The organism is Micromonospora sp. NPDC050495 (assembly GCF_040655175.1).
Classification (GTDB): Bacteria; Actinomycetota; Actinomycetes; order Mycobacteriales; family Micromonosporaceae; genus Micromonospora.
The window spans coordinates 1-15,108 of sequence record NZ_JBFAJK010000010.1; the positions used below are offsets into that span (position 1 = coordinate 1).

13 protein-coding genes and 1 pseudogene are annotated in these 15,108 nt (G+C 73.8%); 9 read left to right on the forward strand and 5 right to left on the reverse strand.

The annotated features are described in order from the left end of the window. Positions 1 to 264 (forward strand): annotated as a pseudogene (locus AB0I11_RS13055) (hypothetical protein); the annotation flags it as partial. A 130-nt stretch (positions 265 to 394) separates the two neighbouring features. On the opposite strand, the gene AB0I11_RS13060 reads toward AB0I11_RS13055, so the two are convergent. Beyond that, positions 395 to 1,012, reverse strand: a complete 618-nt coding sequence (locus tag AB0I11_RS13060) for a DUF4126 domain-containing protein (protein WP_357318283.1) — start codon at positions 1,010 to 1,012, stop codon at positions 395 to 397. Positions 1,013 to 1,083: 71 nt separating this feature from the next. Here AB0I11_RS13060 and nucS point away from each other — a divergent pair, with 71 nt between their 5' ends. Beyond that, positions 1,084 to 1,743 (forward strand): endonuclease NucS, encoded by a 660-nt coding sequence (gene nucS / locus AB0I11_RS13065; protein ID WP_357318286.1) that lies wholly within the window; start codon positions 1,084 to 1,086, stop codon positions 1,741 to 1,743. A 102-nt stretch (positions 1,744 to 1,845) separates the two neighbouring features. Here the strand turns inward: nucS and AB0I11_RS13070 are convergent, their stop codons facing one another. After that, positions 1,846 to 3,348: an aldehyde dehydrogenase family protein gene (locus AB0I11_RS13070; protein ID WP_357318289.1), complete on the reverse strand. Its 1,503-nt coding sequence runs from the start codon at positions 3,346 to 3,348 to the stop codon at positions 1,846 to 1,848. Positions 3,349 to 3,514: 166 nt separating this feature from the next. Here AB0I11_RS13070 and AB0I11_RS13075 point away from each other — a divergent pair, with 166 nt between their 5' ends. From AB0I11_RS13075 to AB0I11_RS13105, 7 genes are all read left to right on the forward strand, one after another. Beyond that, the gene (locus AB0I11_RS13075; RefSeq protein WP_357318292.1) at positions 3,515 to 4,045 is read left to right on the forward strand and encodes an FHA domain-containing protein; all 531 of its coding nucleotides are present in this window, start codon (positions 3,515 to 3,517) and stop codon (positions 4,043 to 4,045) included. 87 nt (positions 4,046 to 4,132) lie between these two features. Further along, a complete protein-coding gene (locus AB0I11_RS13080; protein WP_357318295.1) occupies positions 4,133 to 5,197 on the forward strand; it encodes an alpha/beta hydrolase in 1,065 nt (354 codons plus the stop codon). A gap of 122 nt (positions 5,198 to 5,319) precedes the next feature. After that, the gene (locus AB0I11_RS13085; RefSeq protein ID WP_357318298.1) at positions 5,320 to 7,110 is read left to right on the forward strand and encodes a 3-hydroxybutyryl-CoA dehydrogenase; all 1,791 of its coding nucleotides are present in this window, start codon (positions 5,320 to 5,322) and stop codon (positions 7,108 to 7,110) included. A 41-nt stretch (positions 7,111 to 7,151) separates the two neighbouring features. Next, entirely contained in the window at positions 7,152 to 7,646 is a 495-nt protein-coding gene (locus AB0I11_RS13090) for a SigE family RNA polymerase sigma factor (protein ID WP_357318301.1), read from the forward strand. Then, on the forward strand, positions 7,643 to 8,719 hold the full coding sequence (locus AB0I11_RS13095) for a hypothetical protein (protein WP_357318304.1): 1,077 nt from the start codon (positions 7,643 to 7,645) through the stop codon (positions 8,717 to 8,719). Before AB0I11_RS13090 ends, AB0I11_RS13095 begins: the two co-directional genes overlap by 4 nt. Positions 8,720 to 8,782: 63 nt before the next feature. Further along, positions 8,783 to 9,109 carry a hypothetical protein gene (locus AB0I11_RS13100; protein ID WP_357318307.1) on the forward strand — a complete coding sequence of 109 codons (327 nt, stop codon included), beginning with the start codon at positions 8,783 to 8,785 and terminating at the stop codon, positions 9,107 to 9,109. Positions 9,110 to 9,175: 66 nt separating this feature from the next. Next, positions 9,176 to 9,985, forward strand: coding sequence for an alpha/beta hydrolase (locus tag AB0I11_RS13105; RefSeq protein WP_357318310.1), 810 nt, complete (start codon positions 9,176 to 9,178; stop codon positions 9,983 to 9,985). 37 nt (positions 9,986 to 10,022) lie between these two features. Here AB0I11_RS13105 and AB0I11_RS13110 read toward each other — a convergent pair whose 3' ends face one another. From AB0I11_RS13110 to AB0I11_RS13120, 3 genes are all read right to left on the reverse strand, one after another. Beyond that, positions 10,023 to 11,117 (reverse strand): AI-2E family transporter, encoded by a 1,095-nt coding sequence (locus tag AB0I11_RS13110; RefSeq protein WP_357318722.1) that lies wholly within the window; start codon positions 11,115 to 11,117, stop codon positions 10,023 to 10,025. A 339-nt stretch (positions 11,118 to 11,456) separates the two neighbouring features. Further along, entirely contained in the window at positions 11,457 to 13,439 is a 1,983-nt protein-coding gene (locus tag AB0I11_RS13115; protein ID WP_357318313.1) for a hypothetical protein, read from the reverse strand. Between the two features lie 167 nt (positions 13,440 to 13,606). Next, on the reverse strand, positions 13,607 to 14,860 hold the full coding sequence (locus tag AB0I11_RS13120) for a DivIVA domain-containing protein (protein ID WP_357318316.1): 1,254 nt from the start codon (positions 14,858 to 14,860) through the stop codon (positions 13,607 to 13,609). Between the last annotated feature and the right edge of the window lie 248 nt (positions 14,861 to 15,108).

Here is a 15,108-nt window from a genome sequence, read left to right on the forward strand (position 1 = left end):
GGCCACCTCGGCGACCGCAACGACCACGACTCGCTGGGCCTGTTCCAGCAGCGCCCGAGCTCGGGTTGGGGCACGCCGGAGCAGATCACCGACCCGGAGTACGCGACGCTGGCGTTCGAGAAGGGCCTCAAGCAGGTCGACGGCTGGCAGGACATGCCGCTGACCGAGGCCGCCCAGACCGTGCAGGTCTCCGCCTACCCGGACGCCTACGCCCAGTGGGAGCAGCAGGCCGCCGACATCGTCGCCCACCACTGGAACAGCTGACCACCAACCACCAACCACCAAGCACCAAGCACCAAGCACACGCTGGCCGGCACCCGAACCGGGTGCCGGCCAGCGGCGTCTTCACGTGCGGGGCCCACAGCCGTAGTCGGCTGCCGGCGGCAGGGGCCGATCAGACCCGGAACCCTGCGGCCCGCGCCGCGGCGCGCTCGCGTCGCCGATCCCGGCGGCGGCGCAGGAACCAGAAGAGGAACCACACGAAGCCGAGCAGGAAGACCAGGACCAGCACCGGCAGCAGGATCGCCACCACGGACATCACCGCGCTGGTGGCGTCCTCGGCGGTGCTGGCGATCGGGGCGCCGAAGCCGGCGGTGGTCGCGTTGATGACCGGGCGGGCGGCGGCCTTGAGCAGGTGCACGCCGAGCGCGATCAGTACGCCGACCACGACCGGCACCCACTGGTGGGAGGAGAAGAAGGTGTCCGGGTCGCTGACCGTGACGGTCTCGGAGCTGGAGCCGGCGCCGAAGGCCAGGCCGCCGGCGGTCGGCCGGACGAGGGTCTGCACCACGTCGTTGGCGTGGTCCAGGACCGGGACCTTGTCGGCGACCACCTCGACGGCGAGCAGCACGGCGAGGATCAGGACGACCCAGCCGTTGCCCAGCCACTGCCAGCCGCTGGGCAGGTCGACCAGGTCGGTGTAGCGCGCCAGCAGACCCATCAGCAGCAGCGGGATGTACGCGTTCAGGCCGGCGGAGGCGGCGAGACCGGAACCGGTGAGGACTTCGAGCACGATCTCAATATGGCACCGCTACGCCAGTGGCGCTCGTCGGCGGCGGTCGGGTGCTCGGCTACCCTCGTCGGGTGCGGTTGGTGATTGCGAAGTGCTCGGTGGACTACGTCGGACGGCTCTCGGCACACCTGCCGCTGGCCACTCGCCTGCTGATGGTGAAGGCGGACGGCTCGGTGTCGATCCACGCGGACGACCGGGCGTACAAGCCGTTGAACTGGATGAGCCCGCCGTGCCGGCTGGAGGAGGCCCCCGGGGTGTGGCGGGTGGTCAACAAGGCCGGCGAGGAACTGCGGATCACGCTGGAGGAGATCTTTCAGGACACCTCGTACGAGCTGGGGGTGGACCCGGGCCTGCGCAAGGACGGCGTGGAGGCGCATCTGCAGGAGTTGCTGGCCGCCAACCCGCAGACGCTCGGTGAGGGCTTCACCCTGGTCCGGCGGGAGTACATGACCGCGATCGGGCCGGTGGACCTGCTCTGCCGGGACGCCAACCAGGGCGCGGTCGCGGTCGAGGTGAAGCGGCGCGGCGAGATCGACGGCGTGGAGCAGTTGACCCGCTACCTGGAGCTGATGAACCGGGATCCGCTGCTCGCCCCGGTCGCCGGCGTCTTCGCCGCGCAGGAGATCAAGCCGCAGGCGAGGGTGCTCGCCACGGACCGGGGCATCCGCTGCGTGGTGGTCGACTACGACAAGCTGCGCGGCATCGAGCGCGACGAGCTGACCCTCTTCTGAGCCCGCCACCGAGGGCGACGAGCTGAGCCGCGCCGCATCGACGGCGACGAGCTGAGCCGCGCCGCATTGAGGGCGACGAGCTGAGCCGCGTGGCTGGCGGCGTCAGCGGCCCCGGCCGTACATCAGCTTGGCGACCTTGACCAGGCGGGCGACGTCCGCCGGGGTGCGCTCGAAGGTCATCGACGGCAGCAGCGAGCGGGCCCGGCGGCGGGTGACGGACTTGGCCCGGCCGAACTCGCGCAGCCCGTCCTCGCCGTGGATGCGGCCGAAGCCGGATTCGCCGACCCCGCCGAACGGCAGGGTGGACATCCCGGCGAAGGTGAGGGTCGAGTTGACCGCCGCCATCCCGGAGCGCAGCCGCCGCGCGACGGCCACCGCCCGCTTGCGGCCGAAGACCGAACCGCCCAGGCCGTACGGCAGCGCGTTGGCCCGTTCGACGGCCTCGTCCACGTCGCGGACCCGGTTGACGGTCACCGTCGGGCCGAAGGTCTCCTCCCGTACGGCGGCGGAGTCCTCCGGCACGTCGACGAGCACGGTCGGGTGGACGTACGGCGGCTGGACCGCGTCGGGGCCGCCGAGCACCGCCCGGCCGCCGCGGGCGACGGCGTCCTCGATGTGCCGGCGGATGACGTCGACCTGCGAGGGCATGGTGATCGGGCCGATGTCCGCGCCGTCGGGGCCGACGGTGAGCCGGCCGGCCTTCGTCACCACCCGGTCGACGAAGGCGTCGAAGACCTGGTCGACGGCGTAGACCCGCTCGATGCCGATGCAGGTCTGGCCGGCGTTGGTCAACGCGCCCCAGACGCACGCCTCGGCGGCGGCGTCCAGGTCGGCGTCGGCGTCGACGATCATCGCGTCCTTGCCGCCGGCCTCCAGCAGCACCGGCGTGAGCGTCTCGGCGCAGGCGGCCATGACCTTCCGGGCGGTGGCGGTGGAGCCGGTGAAGGCCAGCTTGGCCACCCCGGAGCGGCAGAGTGCGGCGCCCACGTCGCCGAGGCCGTGCACCGCCTGGAAGACCGGCTGCTCGGGCACCACCTCGGCGAAGCGGTCCACCAGCCACTGCCCGACGGCGGGGGTGTACTCGCTCGGCTTGAAGACCACGGCGTTGCCGGCGGCCAGGGCGTACGCGGCGGAGCCGATCGGGGTGAAGACGGGGTAGTTCCACGGCCCGATCACGCCGACCACCCCGTACGGCTGGTATTCGAGGTGGCCGGTGAACTCGGCGAGGATCAGCCGGGTGCGGACCCGGCGCGGCCCGAGCACGCGCCGGGCGTTGCGGGCGGCCCAGTCGATGTGCTCCAGGGCGGTGAGGATCTCGACGACGGCGTCCCCGACGGGCTTGCCGCCCTCGGTGTGCACCAGCTCGGCCAGCTCCTCGATCCGGCGGGCGAGCACGCCCCGCCAGCGCAGCAGCCGTTCCCGCCGGCCGGTGAAGCCGAGCCCGGCCCACCACTCGCCGGCCGTCCGGGCGCGCTGCACCGCCTCGCGCACGTCCGCCTCGGTCGCCACCGGGAACCGGCCGGCCTCCGCGCCGGTCGCCGGGCTGGTGGAGATCAGGTCGCCGGCGGAGATGGTGGGGGCGCCCGGGACATGCACAGCCGTCATGGCCGAAGTCTAGACCTGAGCCCTACTCACCGGTAGGTGTCGGCGGCGGCGCCGGAGCCGGGGTCCGGGAGCGGGCCGGCGCACCGCGGGCGCCCGCCCGAACGGCGAACGGGAGGTGACTACCCGGGGTCATCGGCCTGACCGGGCGGCGGTGGAGACCGATACGGTGAGGTGGCACGCTGGCGCGAGGGCGATCGTGGGGGTGGAGGGCGAGAAGTCCATGGAGGAGCACCCGGAGTTGATGCCGCTGTTGACCGTGGCGGCGGGAGCGATGCGCGGGCTGAGCTTCCGGGTCCGGCGGGACCCGCAGGTGATCGGCCGCGCGCCGACCGTCGATATCGTGCTGGCCGACCCGCACCTCAGCCGCCGGCACGCCACGGTCCAGCTCACCGCCGAGGGGGTCGCGCTGACCGACCTCGGCTCCACCAACGGCAGCTGGCGCAACGACCAGCGGATCGCCGGCACGATCCACCTCGCCGACGGTGACCTGGTCCGGCTCGGCCGCACCGAGTTGCGCTTCTTCGACCCGGGGGTGGCCCGGACCGACCCGGTGGGGCTGCACTTCGGGCTGCCGCGCCGCGACCACCGGCCCACCCTGCCGCTGCCGGTGCCGGCACAGCGCCGGGCGGTGGAGGCGACCGAGCCGGTCGCGCCGCGCGGCGACGCCGTGCCGCTCGCGGCCGATCTCAACGGCTGACCGGGGGCGGCGCGACACACCCGCCGGCCGTCCGGGGTGGGGGTCCGGCACATGGCCCGGGCCGGGCCGGCGTGCCAGCATGCGCGGATGGAGAGCGCACGGCAGACGGTCCAGGCCAACGACATCACCCAGGCGGTCCGGGTGGCCGGCCGGCCGGACGGCGTGCCGGTGCTGCTCGTGCACGGCAACGTCTCGTCGTCGGCGTTCTGGGAGCCGCTGCTGCGCCGGCTGCCGGACACTCTCCGGGTGGTCGCGCCGGACCTGCGCGGGTACGGCGAGACCGACCGCGCCCCGGTGGACGCCGCCCGCGGCCTGACCGACTTCGCCGACGACGTGGCCGCCCTGCTCGACGTTCCCGGGCTGTTCCGGCCCGGTGCCCGGCCGGTGGTGGTGGGGCATTCGCTCGGCGGCGGCGTGGCCATGCGGCTGCTCGTCGACCAGCCGGAGCGGGTCGCCGGGCTGCTGCTGGAGGCGCCGGTCTCGCCGTACGGCTTCGGCGGCACCCGCGACCTCGACGGCACGCCGACCACGCCCGACTTCGCCGGCACCGGTGCGGGCGGCGCGAACGCGGACTTCGTGGCCCGCCTCGCCGCGCAGGACCGGGGCGCGGACGGCCCGACCAGCCCGCGCAACGTGCTGCGCTCGGCGTACGTGGCCGACCCGGCGTCGCTGGGCGCGGACGAGGACCTGCTGCTGGAGAGCATGCTGACCACCGCCACCGGGGACGACAACTACCCGGGCACGGCGGTCACCTCGGCGCACTGGCCGGGCACCGCGGCGGGGCGGCGCGGCGTGCTCAACGCGCTGGCCCCGGCCCACTTCCGGCTCGCCGACGAGCTGGTCGCCGTCGCGGCCAAGCCGCCGGTGACCTGGGTACGCGGCGACGCCGACGTGATCGTCTCGGACACCTCGCTGTTCGACCTGGCGTACCTCGGTCAGCTCGGCGTGCTGCCCGGCTGGCCCGGCGCGCGGGAGTGCCCGCCGCAGCCGATGGTCGGGCAGACCCGGGCGGTGCTGGACCGGTACGCGGCGGCCGGCGGGACGTACCGGGAGGTGGTGCTGCCGGGCTGCGGGCACAGCCCGCACCTGGAGCGGCCGGCCGAGTTCGTCGCCGAGCTGCTGGCGCTGGCCGGGGAGAACGCCGCCGGGTGAGGCGTGGTGCGTGAAATATCCCACCGCGTCTCGACAACACAGCGTCACGTGGCAGACTCCGGCGCATAACCTTAGCGGCCGTTCATGTCGACAGCGGCGGAGTCAACCAGGGGAGGCCGGTCGTGGCGCGCGAGTTCACCAGTGTGGGTGTGGTGGGTCTGGGCACCATGGGTGCCGGCATCGTCGAGGTGTTCGCCCGTAACGGCATCGACGTGGTGGCGGTGGAGATCTCCCCGACCGCCCTGGAGCGCGGCCGGGCCACCCTGACCGGCTCGACGGACCGCGCCGTGGCCAAGGGCAAGCTGGCCGAGGCGGACCGGGACGCGCTGCTGAGCCGGGTCGACTTCCAGGTCGGGCTGGACGCGCTGCACTCGGTGGACCTGGTCGTCGAGGCGGTCCCCGAGCACCTGGATCTGAAGCAGCGGATCTTCGCCGAGCTGGACCGGGTCTGCAAGCCCGAGGCGATCCTCGCCACCAACACCTCGTCCCTGAGCGTCACCGAGATCTCCGTGGCCACCACCCGCCCCAATCAGGTGATCGGCATCCACTTCTTCAACCCGGCACCGGTGATGAAGCTGGTCGAGGTGGTCCGCACCGTGGTCACCTCGGCGGACGTGGTGGCCGACGTGGAGGCGCTCTGCGAGCGGCTCGGCAAGGTCGACGTGACCATCAGCGACCGGGCCGGCTTCATCGCCAACGCGCTGCTCTTCGGTTACCTGAACCACGCGGTGAGCATGTTCGAGGCGCGGTACGCCACCCGCGAGGACATCGACGCCGCCATGAAGCTGGGCTGTGGCCTGCCGATGGGCCCGCTCGCGCTGATGGACCTGATCGGCCTGGACACCGCGTACGAGATCCTGGACACCATGTACCGGCGCGGCGGCCGGGACCGCCGGCACGCCCCGGTGCCGCTGATCAAGCAGATGGTCACCGCCGGGCTGCTCGGCCGGAAGTCCGGCCGCGGCTTCTACACCTACGAGCGGCCGGGCTCCCCGGTGGTCGTACCCGACGAGCACACGCCGGTGAGCACGGGCGCCGCGCTCGCCGACGGCGCCCGGGCCATCGCGAAGGTCGGCGTGGTCGGCTCCGGCACCATGGCCACCGGCATCATCGAGGTCTTCGCCAAGGCCGGGTACGAGGTCGTCTCGGTGACCCGGGGCGCGGAGAAGTCCGCGAAGGTCTGCGAGGCGGTGAAGACCTCGCTGAACAAGGGCGTGGTGCGGGGCAAGCTCAGCGAGGCCGACCGGGACGCGGCGCTGGGCCGGGTCACCTGGTCGGCGACCCTGGAGCACCTGGTCGACGTCGACCTCGTGGTGGAGGCGGTGGTCGAGGAGCTGAGCGTCAAGAAGGCGCTGTTCGCCAGCCTCGACGAGATCTGCAAGCCGGGCGTCGTGCTGGCCACCACCACCTCGTCGCTGCCGGTGATCGACGTGGCGATGGCCACCCACCGCCCGGCCGACGTGATCGGACTGCACTTCTTCAACCCGGCGCCGATCATGCCGCTGGTGGAGATCGTGCAGACCATCCGCACCTCGGCGGAGACCACGGCCACCGCCCGGGCGGTCTGCGCGGGGCTCGGCAAGACCGGCGTGGTCTGCGGCGACCGGTCCGGCTTCATCGTCAACGCGCTGCTCTTCCCGTACCTCAACGACGCGGTGAAGATGCTGGAGGCCAGCTACTCGACGGCCGACGACATCGACCACGCGATGAAGCTCGGCTGCGGCTACCCGATGGGCCCGTTCCAGCTGCTGGACGTGGTCGGGCTGGACGTCTCGCTGGCCATCCAGCGGGAGCTCTACCTGGAGCTGCGCGAGCCCGGGTTCGCCCCCGCGCCGCTGCTGGAGCACCTGGTCACCGCGGGTTACCTGGGCCGCAAGAGCGGCCGCGGGTTCCGCGACCACACCAATCGCTGATCCGGGTCAACACCGGCCTCCGGTGACGGCGTCTTGAGGGTGTGACCTTCGAGGAGTACGTCGGCAGCCGCGGCCCGGCCCTGTTGCGCCTGGCCCGGCTGCTGACCGGCGACGAGCACCGCGCCGAGGACCTGACCCAGGACGTGCTGGCGCGCGCATACGTGCACTGGCGGAAGATCGCCCGGGCCGACCGGCCCGACGTGTACGTGCGCCGGATGCTGATCAACGCCAACAACTCGTGGTGGCGCCGGCGGTCCAGCCGCGAGCTGGCCGTGGACACCTTCGGCGAGCGGGCCCACCGGGGCGACCTCAGCGGGGAGGCGGCCGACCGGGACGCGATGTGGCGGCTGATCCTCGCCCTGCCAGACCGCCAGCGCGCCGTGCTGGTGCTGCGTTACTACGAGGACCTGGACGACGCCACCATCGCCCAGATCCTCGACTGCTCGCCGGTCACCGTCCGCACCCACGCGATGCGGGCGCTCGCCCACCTTCGGGAGCGCTGCGGCGTCCCGACGACCAACGGGAGCCGGCCGTGACCGACCTCGACCAGCGGATCACCTCGGTGCTGCGGGAGCACGCCGAGGGGGAGACCGACACCCACCGGCTGCTGAGGGCGTCCCGCACGCTCGGCCGACGTCGGCAGGTACGCCGACGGGCCGCCACCGGCACCGCCCTGGCCCTGGTCGGGGTGCTCGGCTTCGTCGGGGTGACCGGCACGGACCTCGGTGGGCTGTCCGGGCGGCTGCCCTGGGTGGCGTCCACGCCGACCGTCGCCGCGCCGGTGCCGCCCCGCGCCGACGGGGTGCCCGGCGCGGCCGAGCGCCCCGACCTGGTCGGCTCCGATTCGTCGACACTGCACTTCGGGCTGGACCCCGGCCGGGCCCGGTACCTGCGCTGGGCCGTGTACGGAGCGCCCCAGGTCGAGTCGATCCGGTTCAGCGTCGGGGGCGGGCAGCCGGTCCTGGTCGAGGTGTCCCACTCCGCCCAGGTGATCAAGGAAATGCCGATCGACGGTTTCCCCGCCCAGGCGGTGGCGACCGGGGCCGCCGTCGACGGCACCATACGGCCGGTCCCGGGCACCTCCGGCGGGCTGCTCAAGGCCTGGGAGCCCGTCCCCGGTCTGTACGCCCGGGCCAGCACGCTCGGCGGCGACCAGGGCGCGCTGTCCGCGGCCGTGGAGGCCGTCCGCTGGGACGAGGCACGCCGGTGCGCGGGTCCGCTGCGGCTGACGAAGCTGCCCGAGGGCACGAGGGTGGCCACCTGCTCCGTCGAGGTCACGGCGTTCCCGAAGGGCCTCAACGTCGAGCTGACCCTCGTCCGCGAGCCGTCGGCGACGATGTGGGTGCGGTTGGTCTACGGGTCGGAGATCGCGATCACGCGGGACCAGGGCAACCGCACCGTGGCCGGGCACCCCGCCTACCTGTACCCGGACGGGACGAAGCTGGACCGGCTCGACATCCCGAGGGCCCACCTGACCGCCGACTTCGGTTGGCCGTACCCCGGGACGGAACCGCCCGAGGGCCCCGGCTTCACCGAGGCCGAGGCGACGACCGTGCTGGCCGGGGCGCAGGTGCCGAAGGACCTGACCGACCCGGAGACCTGGCGGTGAGATCCGCCGGCCGGGCCGCCCGACCTGGGCCGGCCCGGCCGGCGGACCGTACGCTTGGTGACCGTGAGCCCCCGTCGCAACCGTCCCCGCCGGGACGAGACCACCCAGCTGGACTCCGAGCGGGCACGCCAGGGCGTGCCGACCGTCCAGCAGTGGCGCGACGGCGAGTGGCAGGTACGCGGGATCAGCGGTGGGGCGTCGGTCAAGACGTACCGCTGTCCCGGCTGTGACCAGGAGATCCGCCCGGGCGTGGCGCACCTGGTGGCGTGGCCGGCCGACGGGCGGGGCGACCTGACCGACCGGCGGCACTGGCACAGCGGCTGCTGGCGGGCCCGGGACCGGCGCGGGCCGAACCTGCAGCGCGGCCGCGGCGCCCCCCGCCACGGCTGAGCGATCTGGATCACCCTGTTTGCGCCCCGGCGGGCGGCGCGGGCGGCGGCGCGGGAGACTGGGGCGGTGAGCACCGCGATCCGTGCGTCGTCGATCCTGCCCGGCCGGCGGGAGGACATCGAGCTGCACACCGCCGACGGGCTGCGGCTGGTCGGCGAGCTGGCCCGGCCGCTGGACCGGGAGCCGGTCGCGACCCTGGTCTGCCTGCACCCGCTGCCCACCCACGGCGGGATGATGGACAGCCACGTGTTCCGCAAGGCGGCGTGGCGGCTGCCCGCCCTGGCCGACCTGGCGGTGCTCCGGTTCAACACCCGGGGCACCAGCAGCGTCCGGGGCACCAGCGAGGGCGCGTTCGACAACGCGGTCGGCGAGCGCTTCGACGTGGCCGCCGCCATCGAGTACGCCGAGTTCCACGAGCTGCCGGACATCTGGCTGGTCGGTTGGTCGTTCGGCACCGACCTGGCGCTGAAGTACGGCTGCGACCCGGCGATCGCCGGCGCCATCCTGCTCTCCCCGCCGCTGCGCTTCTCCCAGCCCGAGGACCTGACCGTCTGGGCCGAGTCGGGCCGCCCGCTCACCGCCCTGGTGCCCGAGTTCGACGACTACCTGCGCCCCGAGGAGGCCCGGCGGCGCTTCGCGGCCGTGCCGCAGGCCGAGGTGGTCGGGGTGCCCGGCGCCAAGCACCTCTGGGTCGGTGACGCGGAGACCGCGCTGAACGAGATCGTCCGCCGGGTCAACCCGGCCGTGCCGCTGCCGCTGCCGACCACCTGGGACGGCCCGATGGAGACCGGCGACGTCAGCGCGTACGCCGACCGCACGGTGGCCGCGTTCTCGGACACCCCGGTCCCGGGGCCCGCCCAGCGCCGCGCGGAGTAGCGCGGATCCGTCCGGGGCGCGCCGGCCGGCGGGCCGGTCAGCGGGATTCCTGCCGGGGCAGGACCACCTCGCGGAGGATGAGCTGGAGGGCCGCCACCATCGGAATGGCGAGCAGCGCGCCGACCACGCCGAGCAGCGACACCCCGAGCAGCGCGCCGAGCAGCGCCGCCACCTCGTTGACGGAGACCGCCCGACGCATGATCTTCGGGTAGATCAGGTAGTTCTCCACCTGCTGGTAGACCAGGAAGAAGACCAGGCAGGCGATGCCGATCGGCAGGTCGGTGGCGAGGCCGACCAGGGTCACCACGACCGCGCCCAGGGTCGCCCCGATCTGCGGGATCAGGTCGGTCACCGCGACCACCACGGCCAGCGCGAACGGGTACGGCAGGCCGACGATCAGCGCGAAGACGAAGGTGCTCGCGCCGGCCAGCACCGCGATGGTCAGCGCACCCACCATGTAGGCGCCGACCCGGGTCAGGATCTCGTCGCCGATCAGCCGCACCCGCTCCCGCCGCGAGTGGGGCACCAGCGCGTACCCGAGGTCGCGCAGCTTGTTGAAGTAGGCCAGAAAGTAGATGGTCAGCACGAGCACGGTCAGCACCCGGAAGATGGTGCCGAAGATCAGCTGTGCCCCGCCCAGCACGCCGCCGAGCGCCCGGCCGACGGTGTCCGCGTTGGCCGCCGACTGGACCCGCTGCACCACGTCGTACCGCTCGACGAGGTCGTTGACGGTGGGGTTGCGGCGCAGGTCCTCGACGTATTCGGGCAGGTGCTGGATGAACTGCCCGGACTGGGTCACCACCGGCGGCACCAGCGCCAGCAGGCCGCCCACGATCAGCAGCACCACGGCGAGCGTCACCACGGCCACGGCCAGCCCGTGCGGCAGGCCCCAGCCGCGCAGCCGGACCACCGCCGGGTGCAGCCCGACGGCGAGGAAGAGCGCGATCACCACCAGCACCAGGATGCCGGCGGAGTTGCGGATGCCCAGGAAGAGCGCGTACGCCAGCAGCACGCCCAGCGCGCCGGTGAAGCCGACGAGGAAGCTGCTGCGGCGCAGCGGCTTGCCGGGCACGCCGAACCGGCCACTTGGCTCGAACTCGGTGGGCTCGGTCTCCGGCACCAGGTCGGCCACCGCGCCCGCGCCGGCCGGTCCGGTGGCGCGGGTCGGCTCGGTGGCGGGGGTCGGCTCCGTGCGATCGTCGACGGGGTCGGCGCGGGCCGCCCGGGACGGGTCGTCGTCGCCCGGGCCGGTGGACCCCTGCTGCGACACCCGCTTCCTCCCGGCTCCCGCTCCCGGCGGAGCGACCTGTGACGGACCGCGCGGATTCCGCGGCGCGATCCCTGCCCGCAGGTTAGCGGCCGGCGGGGCGGCCCGGCCATCCCCCGCCCGTGCTGCGCGCCGGGACCGGTGGGTGGCGGCAGCGACGCCGACGGGTGGCGGCAGCGACGCCGGCCGGGTCGCCGGGGGCGGTCAGTCCTTGTCGACGGTGACGGTGCTCGGCTTGGCGCTGCGCTCGTCGGTGGTCGGCTTGCTCGGCCGCTTGCCGTTCTCGCCGGTGCTGGTGATCTTCGTGGGGGTGGCGCCCCGGCCGGCCTCGCCGGGCACCGCGGCCACGGTCGGCTCGCCGTCCACCCCGGCGCTGGCGGCGGAACCGTCCACGGTGGTGACCGGCTCGGCGACCGGGCGGGTCGTGCCGCCCTCCGCCGGCTTCCCCGACTCCGGGGCCGCGCGGCCGCCGTTGGGGGAGGCGGCCGCGCCGCCCTTGGCCGGGACGGTCGCGCCGGCCCGGTCGCCCGCCGGTGCGCCGCCGTCCTCGTCGCCGCCGGCGGCGGCCGCCAGCTCGTCCGGGTCGACCGGGGTGGTGGCGAGGCCGGCGGAGTCCGCCGACAGCCGCAGCTCGGCGAGGCGCCGCTGGAGGTCGTCGGACTCCTGCCGCAACGACCAGGTCTCGGTACGCAGGTCGGCGAGCTCCTGCTGGGCGGTGGCGATCTCCAGCATCACCTCGGCGAGCTGTTGCCGGCCGGCCGCCACCTCCTGCTGGGTGGCGGCGAGGTGCTGCTGGGTGGTGGCCAGGTGCTGCTGCGTGGTGGCCGCGTACTCCTCGAACTGGCGGCGGGAGGCGGCCACGTGCTCGTCGGCCTTGCGGCGCTTGTCGCCGGCCTCCTCCTCGGCCCGCCGCAGCAGCTCGGCGGCCTCCTCCTCGGCCCGCTGGCGCATGGTCAGCGCGTCCCGCTCGGCGGCCTCGCGCACGCCGGTCGCGGCCTGCTCGATCTCCTGACGGCGGGCGGTGTACCCCTGCTCCAGCTCCTCGGTCCGCCGGCGGTGCTGCTTGTCCAGCTCGTCGCGGTGCTTGGCGTACTCCTGCTCGGCGGCGGCGCGGCGCTGGGCCAGCTCCTTGTCGGCGGCGTCCCGCCGGGCCTTGACCTCCTTCTCCACCCCGGCCCGCCAGGTGCCCAGCTCCTGCTGGGTCTGGGTCCGGGCCTGCTGGACGTACGCCTCGGTCTCGCTGCGCATCCGCTGCACGTACGCCTCGACCTCGGCGCGGTTGCGCTTGCCGGCCTCGGCGGCCTCGCTGGTGAGCCGGTTCGCCTCGGTGCGCGCCCGGCCGCGGGTCGCCTTCGCGGCCTCTTCCGCGTCGTCGACGATCTTCTTGGCGTCGGTGAGCGCCTTGGCGTGGGTGGCCCGGCCGGCCTCGGCCGCCGCCTCGGTGAGCCGCTTGGCCTCCTGCTGCGCCTTGGCGTGCACCTCCTTGGCCGCCTCGCGGAGCTGGTTGGCCTCCTGCTGGGCCTTGGCCACGGCCTCCTTGGCCGTCTCGCGCAGCCGGGTCGACTCCTGCTGGGCCCGGGTGTGGATCTCCTTGGCGGTGTCCCGGAGCTGGGTCGCCTCCTGCTGCGCCGTGGCGAGCGCCTCCTGCGCGGTACGGCGCAGCCGCTCGGCCTCGTCGGTGGCCGCCTTGAGCGCGGCCTCCGCCTCGGCCTTCCGGGCGGCGGTGTGCCGCTCCTCCTCGGCCCGCCGGGCGGCGAGGGCGATCTCGAAGTCCTTGAGCGCCTGGGCGGCCTGCTCCCGCGCCTCCTCGATGATGTGCTCGGCGGTCGCGCGCCGGGCCTCGATCTCCTCGTTGGCGGCGGCGAGGATCTCGTCGGCCTGTTCCTCGGCCATGGTGAGGATCTGCTCGACCCGGGGCCCCAGGTGCCGGAACGAGGCCCGGTCCACCACGCCCACCTGTTTGCGCACCTGGGCGAGGTCGCGTTGCAGCACCTCGACCTGGCCGGCCAACTTGTGGATCTGGGTGTACGCCTGCTCCCGTTCGCCCGTCAGCGCCGCGATCTCGTGCTCGGCACGAGCGACGTACCGGTCGACCTGTCGTTTGTCGTAACCCCGGAGCGCGGACTCGAAGCTGGGCTCCGTGGTCACGTCCCCGCCGAGAGCGAACAGTTCCTCGCCGTGCGACATGCCCCCATCCTCACACGCATCCGGCTCTGCTGGGGCGATACGGACGCCCCTGTTGGGAGCTACTTCACTGACGTGGCGAAACGGGCGGGAAAGCATGACGGCGCGGGGCGGCACCGGTCACCCGGTGTCACCCCGCGCCGCGGTTCATGCCCCGATGCGGATGTTGCTCAGCTGGCCGACTCGGCCGTGACCTTCTTCTCGGAGCCCGCGTCCTTGGCCGCCTCCGGCTTGGCGGCGGCCGCCGGCACGCCCGGCACGATGCCGGCCAGGCCGGAGAGCATCTGGCCGAGCTGGGAGGTGACCGCGTCCTTCTGCCGGGTGAGGTCCTCGACCTCGCGGCGGGCCGCCTGCGTGGTCAGCTCCGCCTCGGTGCGGGCCTCGCTGAGCACCCGCTGCGCCTCGGCGCGCGCCTCGTTGAGCGTCTTGTCGGCCAGCGCCTTGGCCTTGTCGACGGTCTCGTTGGCGGTGCGCTCCGACTCGACCCGCCGGGCCTCGGCCCGCTGCTCGATCTCCTTGGCCCGCTCCTGCGCGGCCCGGGCCCGCTGCTCGGCCTCGCTGACCAGCTTCTGGGTCTGGGCGACCTGCGCGGCGTGCCGCTCCGACTCCTCGCGCTCCGCCTTCTCGCGCCGCTCGGCGAGCTGCAGCTCCAGCGCCTGGAGGTCCTTGTCGCGCTTGTCCCGCGCGTCGGTGAGCAGCTTGGTCGCCTCGGCCCGCTTCTCCTCGGCCTCCCGGGCGGCCTTCGCCCGCTGCTGGGTGATCTCCCGCTCGGCAGTGGCCCGCAGGGTGGCGACCTCGCGCTCGACGGTGGACTTCAGCTCGGCCACCTCGTGCGCGGTGACCGTACGCAGCTGCTTGGTCTCCCGGTCGGCGTCGGCGCGCAGGGTGTCGGCCTCGCGCCGGGCCTGCACCCGGACCTCGGCGGCCTCGCGCTCGGCGGCGGTGCGGACGTTGCCCGCCTCCCGCTCGGCGCTGGCCTTCATGGCGGCCGCCTCGGCGCGCGCCTTGTCGGTGATCTCCCGGGCCTCGAGGCGGGCGGCGGAGAGGATGCCCTCCGACTCGCGCTTGGCCTCGTTGCGGTGGTCGTTGGCCTGCTCCTCGGCCAGCCGGAGGATCTGCTCGACGCGGGTGCCCAGGCCGGAGAGGGTCGGCCGGCTGTTCTCCTCGAGCTGCTTGTTGGTCTCGGTGAGCTTCTGCTCCAGCGAGCTCTGGCGCTGCTCGGCCTGCCGGAGCCGGCGCTGGGCGTCGTTCATCCGCTGCTCGGCCTCGGCGCGGGCCTGCTCGGACTGGGTCAGGGCGGCGGTCAGCCGGCCGATGAAGTCGTCGACCTGCCCGGTGTTGTATCCACGCAGGCCAACGGTGAAATCGGGCTGTGAGTTCGCGTTATCGAAGAACGCAAGAGGGGAGGACTGCTGCTGGGGCATTGGGACATACTGGCAGACGCCCCAGGGTGCTCCGCAAGAGCGGTCCGCACCTTTCATGTCCTCATTACATGGTCAACTCGGGTGACCCGGTGGGACCGGACCAAACGGCGATCTTGGCAGGTCCCGGGCGGGTCGGGCGGCAGTCGAGGCGGGCCGGAAAAAGGGCCGCGGGTGGTCGCCCGCGGCCCTTTGTCGTACGGCAATCGAATGGTGTGCCCGGCGCTGGAAAGGCAAGCCCTCCTCCGCGC

What these genes read in the sequence shown, in the direction of transcription:
- AB0I11_RS13115 (WP_357318313.1), bottom strand. Translation starts at nt 13,439, where the DNA reads ATGTCGCACGGCGAGGAACTGTTCGCTCTCGGCGGGGACGTGACCACG.
- AB0I11_RS13070 (WP_357318289.1), bottom strand. Translation starts at nt 3,348, where the DNA reads ATGACGGCTGTGCATGTCCCGGGCGCCCCCACCATCTCCGCCGGCGAC.
- AB0I11_RS13120 (WP_357318316.1), bottom strand. Translation starts at nt 14,860, where the DNA reads ATGCCCCAGCAGCAGTCCTCCCCTCTTGCGTTCTTCGATAACGCGAAC.
- AB0I11_RS13080 (WP_357318295.1), top strand. Translation starts at nt 4,133, where the DNA reads ATGGAGAGCGCACGGCAGACGGTCCAGGCCAACGACATCACCCAGGCG.